Source organism: Streptomyces sp. NPDC021622 (assembly GCF_040640795.1).
Lineage (GTDB): Bacteria > Actinomycetota > Actinomycetes > Streptomycetales > Streptomycetaceae > Streptomyces.
The window spans coordinates 234,696-261,155 of the sequence record NZ_JBFACK010000015.1; the positions used below are offsets into that span (position 1 = coordinate 234,696).

General features: G+C 68.3%; 21 protein-coding genes. 10 read left to right on the top strand and 11 right to left on the bottom strand.

What is annotated here, in order from left to right:
* Window positions 1-24 precede the first annotated feature (24 nt).
* A complete protein-coding gene (locus AB0G47_RS28550; protein WP_360775741.1) occupies window positions 25-2,394 on the bottom strand; it encodes a DUF6049 family protein in 2,370 nt (789 codons plus the stop codon).
* A 192-nt stretch (window positions 2,395-2,586) separates the two neighbouring features.
* Between AB0G47_RS28550 and AB0G47_RS28555 the strand changes: the two genes are divergently transcribed.
* Entirely contained in the window at window positions 2,587-4,029 is a 1,443-nt protein-coding gene (locus AB0G47_RS28555) for a CCA tRNA nucleotidyltransferase (RefSeq protein WP_360775678.1), read from the top strand.
* A 129-nt stretch (window positions 4,030-4,158) separates the two neighbouring features.
* On the opposite strand, the gene AB0G47_RS28560 is transcribed toward AB0G47_RS28555, so the two are convergent.
* The 4 genes from AB0G47_RS28560 to AB0G47_RS28575 all read right to left on the bottom strand — a co-directional run bounded on the left by AB0G47_RS28560 (window position 4,159) and on the right by AB0G47_RS28575 (window position 8,724).
* Entirely contained in the window at window positions 4,159-4,632 is a 474-nt protein-coding gene (locus AB0G47_RS28560; protein ID WP_360775681.1) for a hypothetical protein, read from the bottom strand.
* A 928-nt stretch (window positions 4,633-5,560) separates the two neighbouring features.
* Entirely contained in the window at window positions 5,561-6,817 is a 1,257-nt protein-coding gene (locus AB0G47_RS28565) for an MFS transporter (protein ID WP_360775684.1), read from the bottom strand.
* Between the two features lie 78 nt (window positions 6,818-6,895).
* Window positions 6,896-7,978, bottom strand: coding sequence for an inositol-3-phosphate synthase (locus AB0G47_RS28570; protein WP_360775687.1), 1,083 nt, complete (start codon window positions 7,976-7,978; stop codon window positions 6,896-6,898).
* A 59-nt stretch (window positions 7,979-8,037) separates the two neighbouring features.
* Window positions 8,038-8,724: a PadR family transcriptional regulator gene (locus AB0G47_RS28575; RefSeq protein WP_360775690.1), complete on the bottom strand. Its 687-nt coding sequence runs from the start codon at window positions 8,722-8,724 to the stop codon at window positions 8,038-8,040.
* Window positions 8,725-9,098: 374 nt separating this feature from the next.
* Between AB0G47_RS28575 and AB0G47_RS28580 the strand changes: the two genes are divergently transcribed.
* Both AB0G47_RS28580 and AB0G47_RS28585 read left to right on the top strand, forming a co-directional pair.
* On the top strand, window positions 9,099-11,849 hold the full coding sequence (locus tag AB0G47_RS28580) for a transglycosylase domain-containing protein (protein WP_360775693.1): 2,751 nt from the start codon (window positions 9,099-9,101) through the stop codon (window positions 11,847-11,849).
* Between the two features lie 134 nt (window positions 11,850-11,983).
* Window positions 11,984-13,531, top strand: coding sequence for a glycosyltransferase 87 family protein (locus AB0G47_RS28585; protein WP_360775744.1), 1,548 nt, complete (start codon window positions 11,984-11,986; stop codon window positions 13,529-13,531).
* Window positions 13,532-13,621: 90 nt separating this feature from the next.
* On the opposite strand, the gene AB0G47_RS28590 is transcribed toward AB0G47_RS28585, so the two are convergent.
* The 3 genes from AB0G47_RS28590 to AB0G47_RS28600 form a co-directional block, all read right to left on the bottom strand.
* Complete coding sequence (locus tag AB0G47_RS28590) at window positions 13,622-14,653, bottom strand: alanine racemase (protein ID WP_266864492.1); 1,032 nt, start codon at window positions 14,651-14,653, stop codon at window positions 13,622-13,624.
* 90 nt (window positions 14,654-14,743) lie between these two features.
* Window positions 14,744-15,865 (bottom strand): peptidoglycan bridge formation glycyltransferase FemA/FemB family protein, encoded by a 1,122-nt coding sequence (locus AB0G47_RS28595; protein WP_266864493.1) that lies wholly within the window; start codon window positions 15,863-15,865, stop codon window positions 14,744-14,746.
* A gap of 145 nt (window positions 15,866-16,010) precedes the next feature.
* Window positions 16,011-16,322 carry a hypothetical protein gene (locus AB0G47_RS28600; RefSeq protein WP_266864494.1) on the bottom strand — a complete coding sequence of 104 codons (312 nt, stop codon included), beginning with the start codon at window positions 16,320-16,322 and terminating at the stop codon, window positions 16,011-16,013.
* A gap of 276 nt (window positions 16,323-16,598) precedes the next feature.
* On the opposite strand from AB0G47_RS28600, the gene rpsF reads away from it, so the two are divergent.
* The 4 genes from rpsF to rplI all read left to right on the top strand — a co-directional run bounded on the left by rpsF (window position 16,599) and on the right by rplI (window position 18,334).
* Window positions 16,599-16,889, top strand: coding sequence for a 30S ribosomal protein S6 (rpsF, locus tag AB0G47_RS28605; RefSeq protein WP_006604399.1), 291 nt, complete (start codon window positions 16,599-16,601; stop codon window positions 16,887-16,889).
* An 80-nt stretch (window positions 16,890-16,969) separates the two neighbouring features.
* On the top strand, window positions 16,970-17,575 hold the full coding sequence (locus AB0G47_RS28610) for a single-stranded DNA-binding protein (protein WP_135331198.1): 606 nt from the start codon (window positions 16,970-16,972) through the stop codon (window positions 17,573-17,575).
* A 57-nt stretch (window positions 17,576-17,632) separates the two neighbouring features.
* A complete protein-coding gene (gene rpsR, locus AB0G47_RS28615; protein WP_003949403.1) occupies window positions 17,633-17,869 on the top strand; it encodes a 30S ribosomal protein S18 in 237 nt (78 codons plus the stop codon).
* A gap of 18 nt (window positions 17,870-17,887) precedes the next feature.
* The gene (gene rplI, locus AB0G47_RS28620) at window positions 17,888-18,334 is read left to right on the top strand and encodes a 50S ribosomal protein L9 (RefSeq protein ID WP_266864498.1); all 447 of its coding nucleotides are present in this window, start codon (window positions 17,888-17,890) and stop codon (window positions 18,332-18,334) included.
* A gap of 99 nt (window positions 18,335-18,433) precedes the next feature.
* Here rplI and AB0G47_RS28625 read toward each other — a convergent pair whose 3' ends face one another.
* Complete coding sequence (locus AB0G47_RS28625; RefSeq protein ID WP_360775700.1) at window positions 18,434-19,771, bottom strand: MATE family efflux transporter; 1,338 nt, start codon at window positions 19,769-19,771, stop codon at window positions 18,434-18,436.
* Window positions 19,772-20,230: 459 nt separating this feature from the next.
* On the opposite strand from AB0G47_RS28625, the gene dnaB reads away from it, so the two are divergent.
* On the top strand, window positions 20,231-21,706 hold the full coding sequence (gene dnaB / locus AB0G47_RS28630; RefSeq protein ID WP_135331201.1) for a replicative DNA helicase: 1,476 nt from the start codon (window positions 20,231-20,233) through the stop codon (window positions 21,704-21,706).
* A gap of 71 nt (window positions 21,707-21,777) precedes the next feature.
* On the opposite strand, the gene AB0G47_RS28635 is transcribed toward dnaB, so the two are convergent.
* Together AB0G47_RS28635 and AB0G47_RS28640 are read right to left on the bottom strand one after the other, a co-directional pair.
* Window positions 21,778-22,341 (bottom strand): dihydrofolate reductase family protein, encoded by a 564-nt coding sequence (locus AB0G47_RS28635; protein ID WP_360775704.1) that lies wholly within the window; start codon window positions 22,339-22,341, stop codon window positions 21,778-21,780.
* A 151-nt stretch (window positions 22,342-22,492) separates the two neighbouring features.
* Complete coding sequence (locus tag AB0G47_RS28640; protein WP_360775746.1) at window positions 22,493-23,935, bottom strand: PLP-dependent aminotransferase family protein; 1,443 nt, start codon at window positions 23,933-23,935, stop codon at window positions 22,493-22,495.
* Between the two features lie 103 nt (window positions 23,936-24,038).
* Between AB0G47_RS28640 and AB0G47_RS28645 the strand changes: the two genes are divergently transcribed.
* The gene (locus AB0G47_RS28645; RefSeq protein WP_360775707.1) at window positions 24,039-24,899 is read left to right on the top strand and encodes a methyltransferase domain-containing protein; all 861 of its coding nucleotides are present in this window, start codon (window positions 24,039-24,041) and stop codon (window positions 24,897-24,899) included.
* Between the two features lie 54 nt (window positions 24,900-24,953).
* Window positions 24,954-26,336, top strand: coding sequence for a serine hydrolase domain-containing protein (locus AB0G47_RS28650; RefSeq protein ID WP_360775710.1), 1,383 nt, complete (start codon window positions 24,954-24,956; stop codon window positions 26,334-26,336).
* The last annotated feature ends 124 nt before the right edge of the window (window positions 26,337-26,460 follow it).

Genomic DNA, 26,460 nt, shown 5'->3' on the forward strand with positions numbered 1-26,460 from the left:
CGGGCCCACCGGCCACGACATCGCTCAACGGTCCACTCTCTCACCCGTGTCCGACGGGTCGGTGCTTTCCGGAGCGGTGTCCGGTGTCGGGTCACTCGGCTGCTCGGGGTCGTCGTCCCCGGACTCGGCCCCGGACTCGCCGTCCGGGCCGTCGTCGGGTCCGTGGTCGGAGCCGTCGGCTGCGGCCTCCTCGGCCTGCTTCCGGGCGGCGCGCTTGCGCTGGGTGTACATCCGGAACCCGGCGAGCACGAGGAGCAGGACGCCACCCGCGATGACGAGCATCACGGTGAGGGTGATCTCGGTGACGTTCACGTCGAAGCGGACCGCTTTGCCGTACGGCTGGCCATCCTCGGTGTAGAGCTGGGCGTAGACCGGGACCGGGCCGTTTGCGTTGGCGGTCGTGGTGAACTTCACCGACTGGGCGTGGCCGCCCGCGATCTTGACCGGCTGTTCCCAGTAGGCCTCGCCGCCGATCTTCAGTCGCGTCGGGTTCTGCGACGTGAGGCGCAGCACCATGTGGTCGACGCCCTGGACCAGGTTGTTCTGGACCGTCACCGGGATCGTCGCGCTGCGGCCCGAGAGCTTCGCGTCGGACTTCTGGATCAGCCGCACCTGCTGGGTGAGCGTCGTCAGGTAGTTCTGCACGCCCCGGCGGAACCCGTCAGCCTCTGCGGCCCGGCCACGCCACGACGTGGACATCTCGCGGTCTATGGCCCGCCCGAAGGGAGTGATCACGCGGTCGGGCTCGCTGAGGATCGTCTTGAAGCGGTTGAGCTTGTTCTGGGTGTCCTGGATGTCCTGGAAGGCTGACCTCGGCAGCTCCTGCTTGCGCAGCGACGCCGGGTAGGAGCCGGCCGACGGCACCTTGGTCGTGGCCGCCGGGTCCGGCTTGGCCTTCGCCGCCGCCGTCAGGTCCTGCGGCTCCGACCAGCGCTCTTCGGAGAGGGCGGTGAGCGCCTTCGCCATCGACTGGGCCTGGCTGGCGGTCGGCATGCGCTGCGGGGCGACGACGATGCTCCGCTGCTTGTCCGGGTCCTGCAGGGTGACCATCAGGCTCTGGGCGAGGAACTTCTGCACGGCGAGCGTGGAGTTCTCGGCCCCCGTCATGTCGCCCTGGAAGGCGGTGGAGAGCCCGTCGTCGGCCACCACGGCGGTCGTGCCGCCGCCGATGGGCCGTGCGGCGTTGGGCGTGTACGGCAGCCCGCCGGTCTCGCGCAGGCTGTCGCTGCGGGCGATCACCGTGTGGGCGCCGGCGGAGGTGGAGACATCGACGATCGACGGGTCGAGCGCGCCGTTCACCGGCCACGCGAAGTCCGACCGCGGCTTGACGTGGAGGATCGTCTCCACGGCCTCGGCTCCGACGTCGGTGGCGCCCTTGAGCTGGCCGAGGGACCCGCTGACCGTCTTGCCGTTGTGGGCGAGCGAGGCGAGGTCGGGGTCGGCGAAGGGCAGCGCGACGACCTTCTCGTCCTGCACGGTCTGCTCGAGGTCGTTCAGCCACTGCTTGGCGACCGCCTGGTTCCTGCCCGCTGTGGTCGACCTGCCGTCGGCGGTCTGCACCCGGTAGCTCCGTGTCATCGCGTCGACCGAGGCCAGCAGATCGGGGTCGACGACCCAGGTGACGTCGAGCTTGCGGCCCAGCGACAGCATCTGGTCGAGGCGGCCGCCGGGGGCGATCTCCTTGGCCAGGTCGTCGTCGGTGAACACGGGCGTCTGCTGCTCGTCCGAGCCGGTCTCCGCCGTGAGGTGCGAGGTGGAGATGAGCGGCCACAGATACGTCGTCTTCGTCTTCGTGTCGGCGTCCTCCGCCTGCCACGGCAGGAAGGTCCGCTCGAAGCCGAGCACCTGGGACCACGGCTGGGCCGATGTCCGGCCGGTGAGGGAGACACCGAGCTGGTAGACGCCATCGATGCCGAGGTCCAGCGCCTTGACCGGCACGGAGATGCTGAAGTCCGTGCGGACGCCAGGCGCCAGCTTGGAGACCTTCTCGACGTACTTGCCGCCGACCTCGGCTCCGTCGGCCCCCGGCTGGTAGCCGGTGCGCTTGGCGGCCGCGTCGATCTGGCTCCGGCCGGTCAGGGCAGGACCGAGGCGCAGGCCGACCTCGGCTCCGGTCACCGTCTGCTTGCCGTTGTTGGTGACCGTGCCGGAGACGGTGACGGTGTCGTCTTCCGTCGGGGCGGTGGGGGTCAGCGAGTTCAGCGAGACGTCGACGGTGCTGGAACCGGTGGCCTTGGCCGCCGCGCCGGGCACGGCGGCATCCGCGACCGGCGCCGCAGGGAGCTGCAGCGCACCTGCCAGCAAAGGGGCCCCAGCCAGCAGCGCTGCCGTGCGCCGCAGCCACCGGCGAGCAGGTGAGGGACTGGTCCCCGGGAAGTCTGCCGCCTCGGCCACGCGTTGCCCGTCCTCGTCGTCGTCAGTGGTCGTCGGTTGTGCGTCCACGCATGGTAACGAGGTGCGCTGTGGCGAAGTGCCGCGGACTGCTCCACATGATCGGAAGACCTGGCCGGGGAGGGGCGCGCGGGGCTGGAGCAGCCCGGAAAACCGGGCGGCCGGGGGTGCGCGGGCCACGTACCCTTTTCTGTTGTGCCGAACGCCAATGAAGAGAATCCCAGCGCACTGAGCCAGGTGCAGCGCCGCGCAGTCAGTGAACTACTGCGCGTGTCCCCTGTCGCGGACGACCTTGCCCGCCGTTTCCAAGAGGCCGGGTTCTCCCTTGCCCTGGTCGGCGGCTCGGTGAGAGACGCGCTCCTTGGCCGGCTCGGCAATGACCTGGACTTCACGACCGATGCCCGCCCCGAGGACGTACTGAAGATCGTCAGGCCGTGGGCGGATTCGGTGTGGGAGGTGGGGATCGCCTTCGGCACGGTCGGCAGCCAGAAGGATGGCTACCAGATCGAGGTCACCACGTACCGCTCTGAGGCGTACGACAGGACCTCGCGCAAGCCCGAGGTGTCCTACGGCGACTCCATCGAGGAAGACCTCGTACGCCGTGACTTCACCGTGAACGCGATGGCGGTGGCGCTCCCCGAGAAGGAGTTCATCGACCCGCACGGCGGTCTTGAGGACCTGTCGGAGCGCGTCCTGCGCACCCCCGGCACCCCGGAGGACTCCTTCTCCGACGATCCGCTGCGGATGATGCGGGCCGCGCGGTTCGCCGCGCAGCTGGACTTCGAGGTGGCTCCGGAGGTCGTCGCCGCGATGAAGGCGATGGCCGAGCGCATCGACATCGTCTCCGCCGAGCGCGTACGTGACGAACTGAACAAGCTGCTCCTCTCGCCGTACCCGGCAAAGGGACTGGCTCTACTTGTCGACACAGGCATTGCCGAGCACGTTCTCCCCGAGCTCCCGGCGCTGCGTCTCGAACGTGACGAGCACCACCGGCACAAGGACGTCTACGACCACTCGCTGATCGTCCTTGAACAGGCGATGGCGCTGGAGGAGGAAGGGCCGGACCTGACGCTGCGGCTCGCGGCCCTTCTGCACGACATCGGGAAGCCGCGGACGCGGCGCTTCGAGGACGACGGCCGGGTCTCCTTCCACCACCACGAGGTGGTGGGCGCCAAGATGACCAAGAAGCGGATGACGGAGCTCAAGTACTCGAACGAGCTCGTGAAGGACGTCTCCCGCCTGGTGGAGCTGCACCTGCGCTTTCACGGCTACGGCACGGGCGAATGGACGGACTCGGCGGTACGCCGCTATGTACGCGACGCGGGCCCGCTTCTGAGCCGGCTGCACAAGCTGACCCGGTCCGACTGCACGACGCGCAACAAGCGCAAGGCGAGTGCGCTGTCGCGCGCGTACGACGGCCTGGAGGAGCGCATCGCCCGCCTCCAGGAACAGGAGGAGCTGGACTCGATCCGCCCGGACCTGGACGGCAACGAGATCATGCAGATCCTGGACGTACGCCCGGGCCCTGTCATCGGCCAGGCCTACAAGTTCCTGCTGGAGCTGCGCCTCGAGAACGGCCCGATGGAGCGGGACGCGGCGGTCGCGGCGCTCAAGGAGTGGTGGGCCGCGCAGGAGTGAGGTGGGGTTCGGTGCGATGTTTCACGTGAAACATCGCACCGGGTCCGGTCATGCGAAGCCGGGTCCGGACATGCGAAGGGGCACTGTTTCACGTGAAACAGTGCCCCTTTCGCCTAAGCCTGCGTGAGGTCACGCGCCCTTCGTGCAGAACAGGAACTCTTCGCCGTCCCCTGTCTCGGCGTAGAAGCCGGTGGCGCCATCGACCTTGCGGCACTCCGTCTCTGCGCTGATCTGGGTGAAGTGGCCGTCGATCTTCTTGAGGACCTTGGACTCTGCCTCGGAGGAGGAGCAGTCCACCACCTCCATGCGGTCCGAGGAGGACGAGGCTGGCTTCAGGCAGTCACCGACCGCCGCGGTGTCCGCGTCGTCCCGGCTCGCCCACCAGCCACCCGCGATGACGATGATGCCGAGCACCACGGCCGCGCCGCGCAGGTACGTCTTGATGGGGCGGCGCTGCGGCTGCGGCGGAGGGACAGGGGCGCCCTGGTTGAAGGCGGGGTAGGGCTGCTGCGGAACGCCCGGTTGGCCCTGCTGGGGCGGATACGGGGCGCCACCCTGGGGCTGGCCATAGGGGTTCTGGCCCTGGGGCGGTGGAGTAGTCATGTTTGGGGGTCCCCCTCGAACGAGAGCGCGATGGCGCGGATACGACGTCCGTAAGCTATAGGGACGCAGTGGGATCTCTGAAGTCCAGAGGGGCTCTGTGGCACTGATGTGACACTTACTGCGCGTCAAATATGGCCATAGCGGCAGCAATCGCTGCGCAGATAACGGCGACCGTGACCACCAGCGGAACCGATCGACCGTCAGGCGGCAGCATGAGTAGGGCCATCACCACACTTACGCCAACAAGTTCCTGCCATGAGATGCGCCTTGAGGACGGGGTGATGGAGCGGGACACGGCGGTGGCGGGCAAGAGTGGCGAGCCTTGCAGGGGCCAAGTAGCCCTCTCGACCGCATGCTCACCCTCAAAGTGGAGTGAGCGGCAGGTGACGAGTAAGAACCGCCTTGCGGACCTCTATTGAGTGATCTAGGCCTCACTTTGGGAAAATTCCTCCTTCGAGTTCTAGCCCATTGGAAGATGAACTTGGCAAGTTGACCGTTTGCTCAAGGAGGATCAGTTGAAGAGGGTACTCGCAATGGGGGTGGCAACCATCGGCGTGGTTGCTGGAATGATTGCCCTTCCCGCGACGGCGCACGCGGCACCGGGTAACTGCCTTGTGGGAGGGGATCGCGACGGTTACCCGATGTACGCCTATGCGTCCTGCGGCAAGGGTACCGGGCAATTTCGAGTGATAGCCGTGTGCGACCCGTACCGCGGTGACGCCTACAGCGTGTACGGCGATTGGGGCACGCCCAAGCTGAAGACGTCTAAGGCCTTCTGTAAGGGAAAGGACTACCTGAGTAGTTGGCGCTTCGACCTTCGCTAGTAGTGCCGCGAAGTTGAAGCCAAGTCTCGGCGCTCGCCAAACGGTGAGCGCCGATTCTGTTGCATCGCGAAGTATCTCTGAAGCCCAGAATGGAGCTAGAGAAACTATTGCGAGTTAAGATGGGCCATAGCCCCAGCAATTGCTGCGTAGATAACGGCGACCGTGACCACCAGCGGAACCGATCGACCGTCAGGCGGCAGTATCAGGGCCGCCGCTCCCGCCGCGGCGACGAACGCGACGTTGAACAGGACGTCGTAGATGGAGAAGATCCGGCCACGGAAGCCGTCGTCCACCTCGGACTGCACCACCGTGTCCGTGGCGATCTTCGCCCCCTGGGTCGTCAGGCCCAGGAGGAACGCGGCGATGAGTAGGGGGACGGCCTCGAAGGGCAGGCCGAGTGCCGGCTCCAGGACGGCCGCCGCCCCGGCGCAGGCGACGATCCAGCCGCCGGGGCCAAGCCGGTTCACCGCGGCGGGCGTCACCACCGCCGCCATGAAGAAGCCCGCCCCCGAGATCGCCACGGCGAGGCCAAGGAGGGCGAGCCCGTCGGACTCCGTGGACGACCAGGCGTACCGGCAGAGCATCAGGACCATGACCGACAGGGCGCCGTAGCAGAACCTCATGAGGGTCATGGCGAGCAGCGCGCGGGCGGCGGGACGCCGCTGCGACAGATGCCGCACGCCGGCCAGCAGATCCCGCGCCGTACCGGAGAGCGCCGCGCCGAGGCGTGGCTGGACCAGCTCCGGGTCCGGGCCGAGGAGTTCACGTGCCATGCGCAGCGAGGCGAGCGCCGCGCAGAGGTATAGGGCGGCTCCGAGCAGGACGACGGCCGCGTCCGAGTCGGAGACGACCAGGCGTACGGCGAACGCGAGGCCGCCGCCCGCGGTGGCGGCGAGCGTCCCGGCCGTCGGCGAGAGGGAGTTGGCCATGACAAGCCGATCGGCGTCGACTACGCGCGGCAGCGCCGCCGAGAGCCCGGCGAGGACGAACCGGTTGACGGCCGTGACGCAGAGCGCGGAGGCGTAGAACAGCCAGTCCGGCACGCCGCTCAGCATCAGCACCGCCGTCACCGAGGCCAGCGCCGCCCGCAGCAGGTTGCCGTACAGGAAGACCTGGCGGCGCGGCCAGCGGTCGAGGAGCACGCCGGCGAACGGGCCGATCAGCGAGTAAGGGAGGAGGAGCACCGCCATCGCGGCGGCGATTGCGCCGGGCGAGGTCTGCTTCTCCGGCGAGAAGACGACGTACGAGGCGAGCGCCACCTGATAGACGCCGTCGGCGCCCTGGGAGAGCAGCCGCACGGCGAGCAGGCGCCGGAAGTCCCGCAGGCGCATCAGTACGCGCAGGTCACCGACGACACCCATGGGGCACAGCCTCACATACGAGGAGGGTCCCCGGGCGGATTGCCCGGGGACCCTCAACACAAGTGCGACTGCTGAGCTTTAGCGCTCGACCTCGCCCTTGATGAACTTCTCGACGTTGTCGTACGCCTCGTCGTCGAAGTACTGCACCGGCGGGGACTTCATGAAGTACGAGGACGCGGAGAGGATCGGGCCGCCGATGCCGCGGTCCTTGGCGATCTTCGCGGCGCGCAGGGCGTCGATGATGACACCCGCCGAGTTCGGGGAGTCCCAGACCTCGAGCTTGTACTCCAGGTTCAGCGGGACGTCGCCGAAGGCACGGCCCTCGAGGCGGACGTACGCCCACTTGCGGTCGTCCAGCCACGCCACGTAGTCCGACGGGCCGATGTGGACGTTCTTCTCGCCCAGCTCACGGTCCGGGATCTGCGAGGTGACGGCCTGCGTCTTCGAGATCTTCTTGGACTCGAGGCGGTCGCGCTCGAGCATGTTCTTGAAGTCCATGTTGCCGCCGACGTTGAGCTGCATGGTGCGCTCAAGACGGACACCGCGGTCCTCGAACAGCTTCGCCATCACACGGTGCGTGATGGTGGCGCCGACCTGCGACTTGATGTCGTCGCCGACGATCGGGACGCCCGCCTCGGTGAACTTGTCGGCCCACTCCTTGGTGCCGGCGATGAAGACCGGGAGGGCGTTGACGAAGGCGACCTTGGCGTCGATGGCGCACTGCGCGTAGAACTTCGCAGCGTCCTCGGAACCCACGGGCAGGTAGCAGACGAGGACGTCGACCTGCTTGTCCTTGAGGATCTGGACGATGTCGACCGGGGCCTCGGCGGACTCCTCGATGGTCTGGCGGTAGTACAGGCCCAGGCCGTCGTAGGTGTGGCCGCGCTGGACGGTGACGCCCTTGTTCGGCACGTCGCAGATCTTGATGGTGTTGTTCTCGCTGGCGCCGATGGCGTCCGAGAGGTCGAGGCCGACCTTCTTGGCGTCCACATCGAAGGCGGCGACGAACTCGACATCACCGACGTGGTAGTCGCCGAACTGGACGTGCATCAGGCCCGGGACCTTGGTGTCCGGGTCTGCGTCCTTGTAGTACTCGACGCCCTGGACCAGCGAGGCGGCGCAGTTGCCCACGCCGACGATGGCTACGCGAACCGAACCCATTCCGGTTGCTCCCTGTGTGATCTGTGTATTCCGGATGAAACCCTGCGGAACGCGGGGTCTCACTTGGCGGTGTCATCGGACGGATCCGGCGGCGGGTTCACGTCCCGCCGCCGGGGCAGGCCGCCCGACTCCCCAGATGTGCTGTCTTGCCGAGCAGAGCCGTCTGGGGTGGACCGCTGATGGTCCCGCCCCGCCCGCTCGCTCTCGATGAGCTCGTTCAGCCAGCGCACTTCGCGCTCCACGGACTCCATTCCGTGCCGCTGCAGCTCAAGCGTGTAATCGTCCAGGCGCTCCCGGGTGCGGGCCAGGGAAGCGCTCATCTTCTCCAGGCGCTCCTCGAGGCGGCTGCGACGCCCCTCGAGCACCCGCATGCGTACGTCCCGCGAGGTCTGCCCGAAGAAGGCGAAGCGGGCGGCGAAGTGCTCGTCCTCGTACGCGTCGGGGCCGGTCTGCGAGAGCAGCTCCTCGAAGTGCTCCTTACCTTCCGCCGTCAGCCGATAGACGATCTTGGCGCGGCGCCCGGAGAGGGGAGCCGCGAGAGTGTCTTCGGGGGTGCTCCCCGTTTCCTCGATCAACCAGCCGTTGGCGACCAGCGTCTTGAGGCAGGGGTAGAGCGTCCCGTAGCTGAAGGCGCGGAACACTCCCAGTGACGTGTTGAGTCGTTTGCGCAGCTCATAGCCGTGCATCGGGGACTCGCGCAGCAGGCCGAGCACGGCGAACTCGAGGATGCCGGAGCGTCTGCTCATGTGTCGCCTCCCGTCTGCCAGCGTCTGTCTGCACGGTCTTTATGCCGAGCTGATGTATCGACTCGATACATCGAGACGATAGAACGGCGCTCCTCACGGGGCAAGAGGGGAAACGGTGAACGGCGTCACATCACCGATTCGTAGGAAGTAACTTGCCTGATTTGGGGTGAACTTCGGCCCTACGAGGGTTTTGACGGTGCGTAGTCTGTGCGCCATGCAGACCGCCGGGAACCAAGTGACGCCTGAGGGCGTCGTCGTCCCTGGTGTAGTGCGGGTGAGCGCGGGGATGGGCGCATCCGTACTTCGGGGGGACCGGAAACCAGCCGCCGTTTCCAGGCGCGGACATCTGCGCCTGCCCGAGGAGTAGTCGTTCGATGAGCGAGCACCGTCGCAAACCGCCGCAGCCGCAGGGCGGCGGACGCGCCGCGACCAGACGCGGCGTCTCCGGCGATTCGTCGGGCCGCCGCGCGGCACCGCGTGGCGCCACTGGATCGCCCACTTCCTCAACCGGCTCGTACGGATCGGGTGCCCCCGACGGGGACCGTTCCTACGGCGGCCGGGCGGAGGCCCGTCGCGCGGCGCAGCGCAGCGGTGCCGTCGGTACGGGCGGCGGCCGCCGCAGGGCGGCCGACGGGTCCGGTGCCGGCCGCTCGGGCGGTGGTGGCGGAGGCCGGCGTGGTGGGCCCGGCGGGCCGGCCGGGCCGGGGCGCGGCAGGGGCCGCGGCGGTCAGGGACCGGCCAAGAAGCGGTTCATCGACTATCCGCGCGCGAACAAGCAAGGTGTGCGGCGCTGGGTCCCGTCCTGGCGTCTTGTCACCGGCCTGTTCGTCGGCTTCCTCGGCAGCCTGATGGCGGTCGCCGGAATCGCCTACGCCTTGGTGGAGGTGCCGAAGGTCGACGAGGCCGCCAAGGCACAGAACAACGTGTACTACTGGGCCGACGGCAAGCAGATGGTCGCGACCGGTGGTGAGACGAACCGCCAGATCATCGACTACGAGAAGATCCCCAAGGCGATGCGGACCGCCGTCATCTCGGCGGAGAACAAGACGTTCGAGGACGACAAGGGTGTCGACCCCATGGGCATCACTCGTGCCCTGGTCAACATGGCCAAGGGCGGCGAGACCCAGGGTGGCTCGACCATCACTCAGCAGTACGTGAAGAACGCGCGCCTCAATGATCAGTCGCAGACGGTCACGCGTAAGTTCAAAGAGCTCTTCATCTCCATAAAGGTCGGCCGGACGGTCCCCAAGGAAGAGATCATGGCGGGGTACCTCAACACCGCCTACTACGGTCGCGGTGCCTACGGCATCCAGGCCGCTGCCCACGCGTACTTCAACAAGGACGCCACTGAGCTGGACCCCAGCCAGTGCGCGCTTCTCGCGACGGTCCTCAAGGGCGCCACGTACTACGACCCCGCCGGCTCTCCCGAGGTCGACCCTGCCGCCACGCGCGACGCGAACACGGCACGGGCCACGAAGCGGTGGAGTTGGATCCTTGACGAAGAGGTCAAGGACGGCCACCTGACCTCCGCGGAGCGGGACAAGTACAGGAAGTTCCCGAAGCTGCAGAACCCGCGGTCCAACGCCCAGCTCGGCGGTCAGATCGGTTACCTGGTCGACCTGGCCAAGGCGTACGTGATCAACAACAGCGACGGCAAGATCACGGCCAATGACCTCCAGCAGGGCGGCTACGAGATCCACACGACCTTCGACAGGACGAAGGTCAAGGAGCTCGAGAAGTCCGTGGAGAAGGTCCGCAAGGCGAAGATCAAGCCCAAGCTGCGTAAGGACAAGGACACCCACGTCCAGTTCGGTGGCGCCTCGGTGAACCCGAAGGACGGCGCGATCGAGGCGATCTACGGCGGTGAGGACGCGACCAAGCACTTCACCAACAACGCGGACCAGACCGGTGCCCAGGTCGGATCGACGTTCAAGCCCTTCGTGCTGGCCGCCGCCTTCAAGGACGGCACGCGCAACAAGGACGGGTTGCCGGACCAGGGCGAGGGCGAGCGCACCATCGTCAACCCCAAGAGCCTCTACAGCGGCAAGAACAAGCTCAAGATCAAGAACTACGACGGCAGCATCTGGACGGACAAGGAAGGTAAGGAGTGGCTCCAGACCAACGACGGTGACGCGTCCTACAACGCCCCGAGCTACCAGATCGACCTCCGCGAGGCGATGCGGGAGTCCGTCAACTCGGCCTATGTGCAGCTCGGCATGGACGTCGGCCTGGACAAGGTGAAGGAGGCGGCCATCGCCTCCGGCATCAAGGAGAACAGCCTGGCCAGCGCCAATTACCCGTCCTTCTCTCTCGGTACGTCCTCTCCGAGCGCGATCCGCATGGCCGGCGCGTACTCCACGTTCGCCTCCAGCGGCAAGCAGAACGAGCCGTACTCGGTCAAGGAAGTCGAGCACAAGGGCAACACCGTCTTCGAGCACGAGTCGCAGACCAAGCGAGCCTTCGACCCGGACGTCGCCAACAACGTCACCGACGTGCTCAGGACCGTCGTCGAGAAGGGCACCGGCACCTCGGCCCAGCTGAGCGGCCGCCAGGTGGCGGGCAAGACCGGTACGACCGACGGCAACAAGTCCGCCTGGTTCGTCGGCTATACCCCGCAGCTGTCGACGGCGATCAGCATGTACCGCCTCGACGACAACGAGGGGAACAAGAAGCGCGAGTTCCTGGAGATGTTCGGCACGGGTGGCGAGCAGAAGATCCACGGTGCCTCGTTCCCCGCGCAGATCTGGAAGGACTACATGGAGCAGGCCCTCAAGGGTCAGCCCGTGAAGAACTTCCCTGTGCCGGAGCCGATCGGTGAGGTCGTCGGTGAGACCCCGCCGCCGAGCCCGACTCCGACGGAGACCGAGGAGCCGGAGGAGTCGCCGTCGCCGAGCGCCTCGGAGACCGGACCGTCCCCGAGCCCGTCGGGCAGCCCCGATCCCGGTGAGTCCTGTGCCGACTGGGACTGGCAGTGCAGCAACAACGGTGGTGGCGGGAACGGCGGGACCACCGATGGCAGCACCGGCGAACCGTCACCACCGGTCACAGAAGAGCCGACCGACGGTGGGGGAAGCAACGGCAACGGCAACGGCAACGGAGGCATCTTCGGAGGCCCGACAGGCTGACCGAGGCACCCCGCGTGCATGTTTCACGTGAAACGCACTGTTTCACGTGAAACACGCACAGCCGATCATGAAGAGGGCCGCCACACCCGTACGGTGTGGCGGCCCTCTCCGTGTTCTCAGGCGCGTACGGCAGGATGTGCGGCATGCCCAGTGCAGAAACGACGCGCACGAGCGTGCACCAGCCCTCGAGCGGGCGGCAGCCGGAGCCCGTACGGCCGACCAAGGAGGATGAGGTCGCGGCGGCCGGCAGCGAGCTGATCGGCGGGCCCATCGGCCGCAGAGTGCTGTATGCGGCCACCTGGTGGACTCCCGTACGTGTCATCGCGCTCGTGGCCATCGGGATGTTCGCGCTCGGCATGGTGCAGAAGATGCCGTGCTACGACGGCGCCTGGTTCCAGGGCGCGAGCTCGCAGTACACGCACGCCTGCTACTCCGACATCCCTCATCTCTACCAAGGGCGCGGCTTCGCCGACGGGCTCGTGCCCTACTTCGACAAGCTGCCCGGCGACATGGAGTACCTCGAGTACCCGGTGCTGACCGGTGTGTTCATGGAGGTGGCCTCCTGGCTGACACCGGGCAGCGGCAGCATCCAGCACCAGGAGAAGTTCTACTGGATGGTCAACGCCGGGATGCTGATGGCCTGCACGGCGGTCATCGCCGTCTGCGTCGCCCGCACCCACCGGCGCCGCCCCTGGGACGGCCTGCTCGTCGCCCTGGCGCCCGCCTTCGCTCTGACGGCCACCATCAACTGGGACCTGTTCGCCGTCGCTCTCACGGCCGCGGCGATGCTGATGTGGGCACGCAAGGGGATGCTCTCCGCGGGCATTCTGCTCGGCCTGGCGACCGCCGCGAAGCTCTATCCGGTGCTGCTGCTCGGCCCGCTGCTCATCCTGTGCTGGCGCGCGGGGCGCTGGCGGGCGTTCTGTATGACGGCCGGCGCCGCGGTGGGTGCCTGGCTCGTGGTGAACCTGCCGGTGATGATCGACCACGATGCCTCGGGCTTCCACATCCGCGAGGGCTGGGCGAAGTTCTACACCTTCAGCCAGGAGCGGGGTGTCGACTTCGGCTCCTTCTGGCTGATCCTCTCCCAGCGCATGGACGACCCGCTGTCCACCGACACGGTCAACACCCTCGCCACCGCCCTGATGCTCCTGGCCTGCCTGGGGATCGGCGCCCTCGGCCTGACCGCGCCGCGCCGCCCGCGCTTCGCGCAGCTGGCCTTCCTGGTGGTCGCCGCGTTCATCCTCACCAACAAGGTCTACTCGCCGCAGTACGTCCTGTGGCTGATCCCCCTCGCCGCGCTGGCCCGGCCGCGCTGGCGGGACTTCCTGATCTGGCAGGCCTGCGAGGTCGCGTACTTCCTGGGGATCTGGCTGTACCTCGCGTACACGACGAGCGGAGACGCCCACAAGGGACTGCCGACCGAGGGCTACCAACTGGTCATCGTGATCCACCTGTTGGGGACCCTGTACCTGTGCGCCATGGTCGTACGCGACATCCTCATGCCGGAGCGGGACCCGGTGCGGCGGTCCGGCGACGACGATCCGTCCGGGGGCGTCCTGGACGGTGCGCAGGACGTCTTCGTCCTCGGTCCGGCGGCCCATCCATCCCGGCACGCGGTGCATTCCACGGAAAGGCCCGTCGTGCGGTGGGGGTCGACGACGACCGATATTTCACCCTGAGCGAACAGGTACGTACGAGAAGGGCCGGGCGCGATGTGGTCGCGCCCGGCCCTTCTTCGTGTGTTCAGCGTCGTCTAGTCAGCTACGTGGTCAGCGGTCGACGATGCGGTCGAACTGCGTGGTGGTGTGCCGCAGATGGGCCACCAGCTCCTCGCCCACCTTCGGCTCCTGCGCGTCCGATGGCACGAAGAGGATGGAGACCTGCATGTGCGGCGGCTCGGCGAACCAGCGCTGCTTGCCGGCCCAGACGAACGGCGACAGGTTGCGGTTGACGGTTGCGAGGCCCGCACGGGCCACGCCCTTCGCCCGCGGCACCATGCCGTGCAGCGCCTTCGGGGCCTCCAGGCCCACGCCGTGCGAGGTGCCGCCCGCGACGACGACCAGCCAGCCGTCGGACGCGACCTTCTGCTGGCGGTAGCCGAAGCGGTCGCCCTTGGACACTTGTGTGACGTCCAGGACGGCGCCGCGGTACTGGGTGGCCTCGTGATCCCCCAGCCACAGATGCGTGCCGATACGTGCGCGGAACCGCGTCTGCGGGAACTGCTGCTGCAGGCGCTGGAGTTCATTGGCCTTGAGGTGGCTGACGAACATCGTGTGCAGCGGAAGACGGGCCGCACGCAGCCGGTCCATCCAGCCGATGACCTCCTCGACGGCGTCCGAGCCGTCCGTGCGGTCCAGCGGCAGGTGGATCGCGAAGCCTTCGAGCCGTACGTCCTCGATGGCCGCGTGCAGCTGCGAGAGCTCCTGCTCGCTCACGCCGTGCCGCTTCATCGAGGACATGACCTCGATGACGACGCGGGCCCCCACGAGGCCGTGTACGCCGTCCAGGGACGACACGGAGCGGATGACACGGTCGGGCAGCGGCACGGGCTCCTCGCCCCGCCGGAACGGAGTCAGGACCAGCAGGTCACCGCTGAACCAGTCCTTGATCCGGGCGGCTTCGTACGTGGTGCCGACGGCGAGGACGTCGGAGCCGAAGCGGGTCGCTTCCTCCGCGAGGCGCTCGTGGCCGAAGCCGTAGCCGTTGCCCTTGCAGACCGGGACGATGCCCGGGAACTGCTCCAGCACGTGCTTGTGGTGTGCCCGCCAGCGCGCGGTGTCGACATAGAGCGTGAGCGCCATGGCCGGATCCCGGAACCTTTCTCGTGGCTGCGGTGTATCAGAGGTATGAAGACTATTTGTGGCTGTGCGAATTGTGCCGGGTCCGCGCGGTCAGCGGCGCGACATGTAGATGTCGAGCGCCTTGTGAAGCAGCTTGTTGAGCGGGAAGTCCCACTCGCCGATGTACTCGACCGCTTCTCCACCCGTGCCCACCTTGAACTGAATCAGTCCGAAGAGGTGGTCCGTCTCGTCCAGAGAGTCGGAGATGCCCCGCAAGTCATAGACGGTGGCGCCGAGCGCGTAGGCGTCGCGGAGCATCCGCCACTGCATCGCGTTCGAGGGCCTGACCTCACGGCCGATGTTGTCCGAGGCGCCGTAGGAGTACCAGACGTGACCGCCGACGACCAGCATCGTCGCCGCGGAGAGATTCACGCCGTTGTGCCGCGCGAAGTACAGCCGCATGCGGTTGGGGTCTTCGGAGTTGAGGGTCCGCCACATCTGCTGGAAGTAGCCCAGCGGCCGCGGACGGAACTTGTCGCGGATCGCGGTGATCTCGTAAAGACGCTGCCATTCGGCGAGGTCCTCGTAACCGCCCTGGACGACCTCGACACCGGCCTTCTCGGCCTTCTTGATGTTGCGCCGCCACAGCTGGTTGAAGCCCTTGAGGACCTCGTCCAGAGAGCGATTGGCCAGCGGCACCTGGAAGACGTAACGGGGCTGTACGTCACCGAAGCCGGCCCCGCCGTCCTCGCCCTGCTGCCAGCCCATGCGGCGCAGCCGGTCGGAGACCTCGAAGGCACGCGGCTCGATGTGCGAGGCCTCGACGTCGCGCAGCCGCTTCACGTCCGGGTTCTGGATGCCCGACTTGATCGCGGGAGCGTCCCAGCGCCGGATGACGACCGGCGGGCCCATCTTCACGGAGAAGGCGCCCTGCTGCTTCAGATGCGCCAGCATCGGCTGCAGCCAGTCGTCCAGATTCGGGGCGTACCAATTGATGACCGGGCCCTCGGGGAGGTACGCGAGATAGCGCTTCAGCTTGGGCAGTTGGCGGTAGAGCACCAGGCCCGCGCCGACGAGCTGGCCGGTCGAGTCGTCGAACCAGCCCAGGTTCTCCGAACGCCATTCACTCTTCACATCCGCCCATGCCGGGACCTGGCAATGACTTGCCGACGGCAGGCTCTGGATGTACGCCAGATGCTGCTCGCGACTGATGGTCCTCAGGGTCAGACTCATTCGGGGCGCTCCTCGGGCTGGTGTGTCCCCATGGGTACAGGGGCTCCGGCTCTCGCGCCGAAGCCTACTGTGCCCCGCGAGCGCCCCGTCTGGGCGTACGGAACTCGGCCCCCGGCCTACGTGTGGCGGGGGTGCCGAGGGCGGGTCACCAGAGCCCGCCGAAGAGGCCGCCGTGGGCCATGCCCAGGAAGAATCCGACCGCCGACGCACCGAGACCGACGATCAGGCCGAAGCGCTCACGGGTCGTCTCGGAGACGAACTGTCCCCAGGCGCCCGTGGCGATTCCCACCAGGCCGGCCCAGGAGCTGAGCAGGTGGAGGTTGTGGAACATCGCGGAGACGAAGGCGATCGCACCGAGGACCAGGGTCACGCCGAGGAGCGTGTCCTGCAGTGGATGGGCCTTGCCGTCCGTGGCGAAGAGAGAGCCGGCGGTATTCGGTCGCAATGCCTGTGCCATGAGGCACCTCCTGCGGAAGGCGGCGCATCGTAGCGCCATACACACCCGATGTGTACAGATTCTGCCCGTCGGGCGCCGGATTTCAACCGGAAGCCATGGTGCGGGTACTCTGTACCGTCTGCACCGGTGTCTGCCCAGGCTCCAGGCAGGGCTCCAGCTCGGTCTTCCGATCGAGGAGCCCGATTGTCAGTGGCTGCCGATACCGTTGCGTACGCATCACGACCCTCCTGCCACGGAACGACCGTGGCCGCTGAGTCCAAAGGAGGTGGGTTCCACATGCGTCACTACGAAGTGATGGTCATCCTCGACCCCGATCTCGAGGAGCGCGCTGTCTCCCCGCTGATCGAGAACTTCCTCTCCGTCGTCCGTGAGGGCAACGGAAAGGTTGAGAAGGTCGACACCTGGGGCCGTCGTCGTCTCTCGTACGAGATCAAGAAGAAGCCCGAGGGCATCTACTCGGTCATCGACCTGCAGGCCGAGCCTGCGGTCGTCAAGGAGCTCGACCGCCAGATGAACCTGAACGAGTCGGTCCTCCGGACCAAGGTCCTCCGTCCCGAGACCCACTGAGCTTCCCAGCTCAGCGGCACTCGGGTTTCGAGTAGCAGCAGCAAAAGCAGCCAGCAGCAAACCCGCCGAGAGGTTCCCCCATGGCAGGCGAGACCGTCATCACGGTCGTCGGCAATCTTGTCGACGACCCCGAGCTGCGCTTCACCCCGTCCGGTGCGGCGGTCGCGAAGTTCCGTGTCGCGTCCACTCCCCGCACCTTCGACCGTCAGACCAATGAGTGGAAGGACGGCGAAAGCCTCTTCCTCACCTGCTCGGTCTGGCGTCAGGCGGCGGAGAACGTCGCTGAGTCGCTTCAGCGAGGCATGCGCGTCGTCGTGCAGGGCCGGTTGAAGCAGCGGTCCTATGAGGACCGCGAGGGCGTCAAGCGCACGGTCTACGAGCTGGACGTCGAGGAAGTCGGCGCCAGCCTGAAGAACGCCACGGCCAAGGTCACCAAGACCACCGGTCGCGGCGGCCAGGGTGGATACGGCGGCGGTGGCGGCGGCCAGCAGGGCGGCGGCAACTGGGGCGGCGGCTCCGGTGGCGGTCAGCAGCAGGGTGGCGGCGGTGCTCCCGCCGACGACCCCTGGGCGACCGGTGCGCCGGCCGGCGGCGGCCAGCAGCAGGGCGGCGGCGGTGGCTGGGGCGGAAGCTCCGGCGGCTCCGGCGGCTCTGGCGGCGGCTACTCGGACGAGCCCCCCTTCTAGGCCTCAGGGCCAAGGGTGGGCCGTACCCACACTTCTTGATCACACAGGAGAAACACCATGGCGAAGCCGCCTGTGCGCAAGCCTAAGAAGAAGGTCTGCGCATTCTGCAAGGACAAGGTCACGTACGTGGACTACAAGGACACGAACATGCTGCGGAAGTTCATTTCCGACCGCGGCAAGATCCGTGCCCGCCGCGTGACCGGCAACTGCACGCAGCACCAGCGTGACGTCGCCACGGCCGTGAAGAACAGCCGTGAGATGGCGCTGCTGCCCTACACGTCCACCGCGCGATAAGGGAAGGGTGACCGACTAATGAAGATCATCCTCACCCACGAGGTCACTGGCCTCGGTGCCGCTGGCGAGGTCGTAGACGTCAAGGACGGCTACGCCCGTAACTACCTGATCCCGCGGAACTTCGCGATCCGCTGGACCAAGGGTGGCGAGAAGGACGTCGCGCAGATCCGTCGCGCGCGCAAGATCCACGAGATCGCGACCATCGAGCAGGCCAACGAGGTCAAGGCCCAGCTCGAGGGCGTCAAGGTCCGTCTGGCCGTTCGCTCCGGCGACGCCGGTCGTCTCTTCGGTTCCGTCACCCCGGCCGACATCGCTTCGGCGATCGAGGCTGCCGGTGGTCCGAAGGTCGACAAGCGCCGTGTCGAGCTGAACGCGCCGATCAAGACGCTGGGCGCTCACGCGACGTCCGTGCGTCTGCACCCCGAGGTTGCCGCCAAGGTCAACATCGAGGTCGTCTCCGCCTAAGCACTGCGCTTGGCAGAGTTGAACGAACATGTGGGGCCGCACCCTTCGGGGTGCGGCCCCACATGTTTCACGTGAAACGGCTCAGCGTCGTGAAACGCCTCAGCGTGTGGCGCCCGTGACGATCCAGCGGCCCGAGCGGGATCGCAGCCACAGGGTGATCATCCGTACCGCCATCATGAGCGTCATCGCTCCCCACAGTGCCGTCAGCCCGCCGCCCAGGGTGGGCACCAGGAGGGCGACGGGGACAAAGACGGCGAGCGTGGCGAGCATGGCCCAGGCCAGGTAGGGGCCGTCGCCGGCTCCCATCAGGACGCCGTCCAGGACATAGACGATGCCGCAGATCGGCTGGGCGATGGCCACCACCACGAGGGCGGGCAGCGCCGCGTCCTCGACGGCCGCGTCACTCGTGAACAGCGGGATGAACAACGGCCGGGCCAGGACGACCAGGACGCCGAGCACGACCCCCGATGCGATGCCCCACTGCACCATCCGACGACAGACGTCACGCGCGCCTTGGGCGTCGTTCGCTCCCAGATAGCGGCCGACGATCGCCTGGCCCGCGATGGCGATGGCGTCGAGGGCGAACGCCAGCAGACTCCACAGGGACAGGATGATCTGGTGGGCGGCCACATCGGCGTCGCCGAGGCGGGCGGCCACCGCGGTCGCGATCATGAGGATGGCCCGCAGCGAGAGCGTACGGACGAGAAGGGGTGCGCCTGCCTGGGCGCAGGCCCTGATGCCGGCGGCGTCGGGGCGCAGCGAGGCGCCGTGGCGTCTGGCTCCGCGTACGACGACGAAGAGGTACACGGCGGCCATGGCCAACTGGGCGATGACGGTGCCCCAGGCGGAACCGGCGATGCCGAGGCCCGCGCCGTACACGAGGCCCACATTGAGGACGCCGTTGGCGACGAAACCGCCGATGGCGACGTACAGCGGGGTCTTCGTGTCCTGCAGGCCGCGCAGTACACCGGTGGCGGCGAGCACGACGAGCATGGCCGGAATGCCGAGCGAGGAGATGCGGAGATACGTGATCGCGTACGGGGCGGCGGTGTCCGATGCGCCGAAGAGCTCGACGAGCGCGGGTGCGGTGGGCAGGACGACGGCGATGACGGCGGCGCCGAGCAGGAGAGCGAGCCAGATGCCGTCCATGCCCTGGCGGATGGCGGCCTGGAGATCTCCGGCGCCGACCCGTCGGGCGACGGCGGCCGTGGTGGCGTAGGCAAGGAAGACGAAGACACTCACGGCGGTGGTGAGGAGAGCCGAGGCGACGCCGAGACCGGCCAGTTGTGCGGTGCCGAGATGGCCGACGATCGCGCTGTCGGCCATGACGAAGAGAGGCTCGGCGACGAGTGCGCCGAAGGCGGGGACGGCGAGTGCGACGATCTCTCGGTCATGCCGTCGCCGTGCGGCCTTGGGTGCCGCGGGAGCCTGTGTCATGGACACCAATGTAATCTTCCACAGGTAAGAGATGCAACGGCTAATGGACCCTTACTTGACCTTCGATGGGGCGCTCGATGGCGCACTGTTTGTCGCGATCTTGGTCCGACTGGGGAAGTTTTTCTTCTGCACAGCCGGTGGATGGGAACGTTGCAGGTCAGAGCCGGTTTACGGAGAGGGCTGAGGGCTTGTTCACAGGGCTGTCCACCGGGCCGTGCACAGGTTTTGCGGGGTTCTCCACAGCATCGCGCCCGTCATCCACACCGCCTGTGGATAACCAGATTGGCTGACGGTGGCCACGGGCCTACCGTGGTGCGGCGCCCCCCTCGTCTTCCGACTGCGGAAACCCGGTAGATCCGACGCGTCAGAACCGGAGTTGGGCGACTCATTTGTCAGTGTCGTGCCGTAAGAAAGAGGGGCACGGCGAGGTCCGCGCGGCGGACGGGAGGAGGTGGCCCGGTGAGTATTTCCGAGCCTTTGGACGACCCCTGGGCCGACAGCGGTCCCAGCGATCGTCTGCCCGCCTCCCGGCGCCGCGACGGCGGCCGCGGCCGCGACGAACAGCACGAGCGGGGCCGCGAGGGCGGCGGCTGGGACGGCGGAGGCACCGCGTTCGAGCGCGTACCGCCGCAGGACCTCGACGCGGAGCAGTCGGTGCTCGGCGGCATGCTCCTCTCCAAGGACGCCATCGCCGATGTCGTCGAGGTCCTCAAGGGCCATGACTTCTACCGGCCCGCGCACGAGACGATCTACACCGCGATCCTCGACCTGTACGCGAAGGGCGAGCCGGCCGACCCGATCACCACCGCCGCCGAGCTCACCAAGCGTGGCGAGATCACCAAGGTGGGCGGCGCCCCGTATCTGCACACGCTGGTGCAGACGGTGCCGACCGCGGCGAACGCCGAGTACTACGCGGAGATCGTCCACGAGCGCGCGGTCCTGCGCCGCCTCGTCGAGGCCGGCACCCGCATCACGCAGATGGGATACGCGGCCGACGGCGACGTCGACGAGATCGTCAACAGCGCCCAGGCCGAGATCTACGCGGTCACCGAGCAGCGCACCAGCGAGGACTATCTGCCGCTCGGCGACATCATGGAGGGCGCGCTCGACGAGATCGAGGCGATCGGTTCGCGCAGCGGCGAGATGACCGGTGTGCCGACGGGCTTCACCGACTTCGACTCGCTGACGAACGGCCTGCACCCGGGCCAGATGATCGTCATCGCGGCCCGTCCCGCCATGGGTAAGTCCACGCTGGCCCTCGACTTCGCACGGGCCTGTTCGATCAAGCACAACCTGCCCAGCGTCATCTTCTCCCTGGAAATGGGGCGCAACGAGATCGCGATGCGTCTGCTCTCCGCGGAGGCCCGTGTCGCGCTGCACCACATGCGCTCCGGCACCATGACGGACGAGGACTGGACGCGCCTCGCGCGCCGTATGCCCGAGGTCTCGGCCGCCCCCCTTTACATCGACGACTCCCCGAACCTGTCGATGATGGAGATCCGCGCCAAGTGCCGCCGTCTCAAGCAGCGCAGCGACATCAAGCTCGTGATCATCGACTATCTGCAGCTGATGCAGTCCGGTGGTTCGAAGCGCGCCGAGAGCCGCCAGCAAGAGGTCTCGGACATGTCGCGAAACCTGAAGCTGCTCGCCAAGGAGCTCGAAGTCCCGGTCATCGCGCTCTCGCAGCTGAACCGTGGCCCCGAGCAGCGCACGGACAAGAAGCCCCAGGTCTCCGACCTGCGTGAGTCCGGATCGATCGAGCAGGACGCCGACATGGTCATCCTGCTGCACCGCGAGGACGCGTACGAGAAGGAGTCCCCGCGCGCGGGCGAGGCGGACATCATCGTGGGCAAGCACCGTAACGGCCCGACGGCCACGATCACGGTCGCCTTCCAGGGCCACTACTCGCGCTTCGTGGACATGGCGCAGACGTAACAGCAGTCAGCTGCAGGCGCTGCACCTCAGCAACGCCTTGAGCATATGGCCCGTGACTCCCGGACGGGCGCTCAGCGCCTCGTCTCGTACCTGGTCAGGATCACGCCGCAGGGAAACGTCCGCGTCTCCACCAGGTTCAGGTTCACCCAGTTGTCCAGCGCGGTGAAGAACGGCGTGCCGCCGCCCACCAGGACCGGCGCGGTGGCCAGCACGTACTCGTCGATCAGCCCGGCCCGCATGGCGGCCCCGGCGAGCGTCGCGCCGCCGATGTCCATCGGGCCGCCGTCCTCGGCCTTCAGCCGGGTGATCTCGGCGACCGCGTCACCGGTGACCAGGCGGGTGTTCCAGTCGACCTTGTCGATCGTCGAGGAGAACACCACCTTCGACATGTCCCGCCAGCGGCGCGCGAACTCGATCTCCGCCGGGGTGGCGTTGGGCTGCTGGTCGCCGGTCGGCCAGTAGGAGCTCATCGTCTGCCACAGCTTGCGCCCGTACAGCGTCAGGTCGGTCGCCTGCAACTGGTCGGACCAGAACTGGAACAGCTCGTCGCTCGGCACGCTCCAGCCGATGTCGTCGCCGGGCGCGGCGATGTAGCCGTCCAGGGTCAGGTTCATGCCGTAGATCAGTTTCCGCATGGCGCCAGCCTTCCGTGAGTCGGTCTCACACGTACAGACCGACGCGGCGGGGAAAACTCACTGGTGCGCGATCGAAGGCAACGAGTTCTGCATCCTTGGCCAGCGGCGGCAGTAACCCTCTAGGGGCAGCTCAGCTGCAGAGAACCCGCAGTCAGGCCAAGTCCCGCACGGCGTCGCCGAGGAGCGAGATGCCCTCGGCGATGTCGGTGGCGGTGGGTGCGGCGTAGCCGAGGACGAGGCCCGGGCGGTGCGGGCGCTGGCCGTGCCAGGACAAGGGCTGGACCTTCACGCCGCGCAGCAGGGCCGCCGCGGCGAGGTCGGTGTCGCGGAACGCCGCGTCGAAGGTGATCGTCAGATGCAGGCCGGCAGCGGCGCCGTGCACGACGGCGTCCCGCAGCCGGCTCCTGATCGCGGCGATCATCGCGTCCCTGCGGCGGCGATGGCGCCCGCGCAGAAGACGCAACTGGCGTTCCAGCGCGCCGGATTCCATCAGCTGGGCCAGGACGAGCTGCGGCAGCACGGCGCTGCCGAGGTCGGCGAAGCGCTTGGCGGCGACGAGCGCGTCCCGGTGCCGGGGCGGCGCGATGGCCCAGCCGATGCGCAGCGCCGGAGCGAGCAGCTTGGACACGCTGCCGGTGTACAGGACGTGCTCGGTGAGCAGGGAACGCAGGGCGGGGACCGGGGCGCGGTCGTAGCGGTGCTCGGCGTCGTAGTCGTCCTCGATGATCAGCCCGTCGTGCTCCGTGGCCCAGCGCATCAGCGCGCGTCGGCGTCGGCCGCCGAGCACGACGCCGGTCGGGAACTGGTGAGCCGGTGTCAGCAGGACGGCGGGAGCGCCCGTGGTCTCCAGTGCGTCGACGCGGATGCCGTCGGCGTCGACAGGAACGGGCGGGGTGTCCAGGCGCGCGTTGCGCAGATGCTGCCGGGCGCCGAGCGCGCCGGGGTCCTCCACGGCCACCGCGCGCATCCCGTCGTCGTGCAGCACCTGACCGGCCAGGGTGAGGGCCTGAGCCGTGCCCGCGGTGACGAGGACCTCGTCCGGATCGGCGCGGATGCCCCGGCTGCGGGCCAGCCAGTGGGCTAGGGCGACGCGCAGTTCCCGGGCCCCGCGCGGGTCTCCGTATCCGAAGGCGGAGGCCGGGAGTTCCTTGAGTACGGTGCGTTCGGCGCGGAGCCACGCGGTGCGCGGGAACGCCGCGAGATCGGGCACCCCGGGCGAGAGGTCGATCCGGGCCGGTGCGACCCGCAGCGCGTCGAAGATGTCTGTGCCGGGCACGGCGGCGAAGAGGGTGCTCGGCGGTGGATGCGGCTGCGTGCGTGCCCTCTCTACGCCGCCGGCCCCTTCGCCCTCCGACCGGACCGTCACGGGCGCGGCGACCACCACGGTGCCGTTGCGCCCCCGCCCCGCGACATGCCCGTCCTCGCTCAGGCGCTGGTACGCCTCGGTGATCACGCCGCGGGACACGCGCAGTTCGCCCGCCAGGGTCCGGGTGGCCGGCAGTCTGCTGCCCACCGGCAGGCGGCCGTCCGCTATCGCGAGGCGCAGCCGCCGGGCCAGCCAGTCTGCGCGCCCGCCCGGCGGGGCATCGTCCATGTTCAGCTGGAGGAAGTCGGCCCCGGGAGACGGCGCTATGGACTGGTCGGCAGCATGGTCATTGGACCTGTTCACCGGGCCATAGTGACAGCAGGCTGAGGCCATGCACACAGCCACCACGAACCCCACGCCCTTATCTCCCGCCATCCTCCCGGCAGTTGGCTACGTCCACGGGTACTCGGACCGCGAGGCCCGCAGGCTCGGTGACCAGGCGGACACCCTTGCCACGCTGCTGCACGAAGGCACGGCGTATCCCACGGGCAGCCGGGTCCTGGAGGTCGGCTGCGGGGTCGGCGCCCAGACCGTGCATCTCGTCGACTCCAGCCCCGGCGCGCACGTCGTCGCCGTCGACCGCTCGGCGGACTCGCTGGCACAGGCCCGCGCCCGTGTCGAGGCCCACGCGCCCGACGCGAACGTGACGTGGTGCCGCGCCGATCTCTTCGATCTTCCTTTCGCGGATGCCGCGTTCGACCACATCTTCGTGTGCTTCGTCCTGGAGCACCTGGCCGCTCCCCGGCGCGCGCTCGCCGCGTTGCGGAGGCTGCTGCGACCCGGCGGGAGCCTCACCGTGATCGAGGGTGACCACGCGTCGGCGTTCTTCCACCCGGACAGTGCCTACGCCCGTGCGGCGATCGGCTGTCTGGTCCAGTTGCAGGCGGATGGTGGTGGGAACGGCCTGATCGGGCGGGAGCTGCTGCCTCTGGTCGCGGATGCCGGATACGACGATGTCCGGGTGCGGGCGCGCACCGTCTACGCGGACCGGACCCGCCCCGCGCTGGTCGACGGCTTCACCCGCAGCACGTTCACCGCCATGATCGAGTCCGTCAGGGAGGACGCGCTGGCCGCGGCGCTCATCACCGAGGCCGACTGGGACCGCGGGATCGCCGACCTGCGCAGGACCGCGGACGACGACGGGACCTTCCACTACACGTTCTTCAAGGCCACGGGTACGCGTGCCGCGTAGCGCGGCCGGTGGAATTCGCTCGACGCGCGGCCTCTCCATAGGTGGACTAGGGCCATGACATCACCCCGTGAAGAGCTGTTGCCCACCACCCGCCGAGCCCTGCTGCACCGCGTCGCCACCGCTCAGGCGGAGGGCCGGGCTCCCTCCCTTGTCGCCTCGGTGCTCAGGGACGGCAAGTTGGTGTGGACCGAGGGCCGCACCTGCGTCGAGGGGCACGCGCCGGACGAGAACGTCCAGTACCGCATCGGCTCGATCACCAAGACCTTCACCGCCGTCCTGGTGATGCGGCTGCGCGACGAGGGCGCCCTTGACCTCTCCGATCCCTTGGAGAAGCACCTTCCGGGCACGGCCGCGGGCGACGTCACCATTGCGGAACTGCTCGCGCACACCAGCGGGTTGGCGGCCGAGACCCCCGGGGAGTGGTGGGAGCGTACGCCCGGTTCGCAGCGTCCCGAGCTGGAGGACGTACTCGGTGAGCAGCCCTTCAAGCACCCCACCGGGCGCCGATTCCACTACTCCAACCCCGGCTACACCCTGCTCGGTTCGCTGATCGAGGCGCTCCGGGGCGATTCCTGGGAAGCCGTGCTGCGCCGCGAGATCCTGGAGCCGCTGGGCCTGGACCGTACGAGCGCACAGCCGCAGGCGCCGCACGCGGGCGGCTGGGCCGTCCATCCGTGGGCGGATGTGATGATGCCCGAACCCGCCGAGGACCTGGGTCTCATGGCACCGGCCGGACAGCTGTGGTCCACGACGGCGGATCTGGCCCGCTTCGGCGCCTTCCTCCTGGCGGGCGATGACCGTGTCCTGTCCGCCGATTCGGTACGGGAGATGAGGACTCCGGCGGCGCCCACGCCGCCGGGGGACTGGAACTCGACGTACGGGCTCGGCGCGCAGGTGCTCCGGGTGGACGGGCGCACGCTGGTCGGGCACGGGGGCTCGCTGCCGGGCTTCATGGCCGGGCTGTGGGCGATCGAGGAGGAAGGTCTGGTGGCGGTCACGCTGACCAACTGCACCTCCGGCCCTGCCGTGACTTCGCTGGCCGCCGAGCTGCTCCTGATCATTGCCGAGGCCGAGCCACGCATCCCGGATGCATGGCGGCCGCTGCCCGAGCTGGACAAGGCTCTGCTGGAGCTTGCGGGGCCCTGGCACTGGGGGACGAACACCTTCGTGCTGCGGCCGGCGGCCGACGGGGCGGTCGGGCTGGCGCCCCTTACCGGCGGCGGCCGAGGCTCGCGGTTCCGGCCGAACGGCGACGGTACCTGGACGGGCCTTGACGGCTACTTCGCGGGGGAGATCCTGCGGGCGGTGCGGCGGCCGGACGGGTCCGTGAGCCATCTCGACCTCGGCTCGTTCTTCTTCACGCGGGAGCCGTACGACACGGGCGCTCCCGTGCCGGGCGGGGTGGACCCGGAGGGGTGGCGCGGACTTCCCCAGTAGGAGCTCGGCGGGGCGTCGTGTTTCACGTGAAACACGGTACGCCTCGGTGGCGCCCAGGATTCTGTACCGCACGGGGTCATTCTCGCCGGTGGAGTGGGTTGAGGCGCGAGGGTTTCCTTTCCCC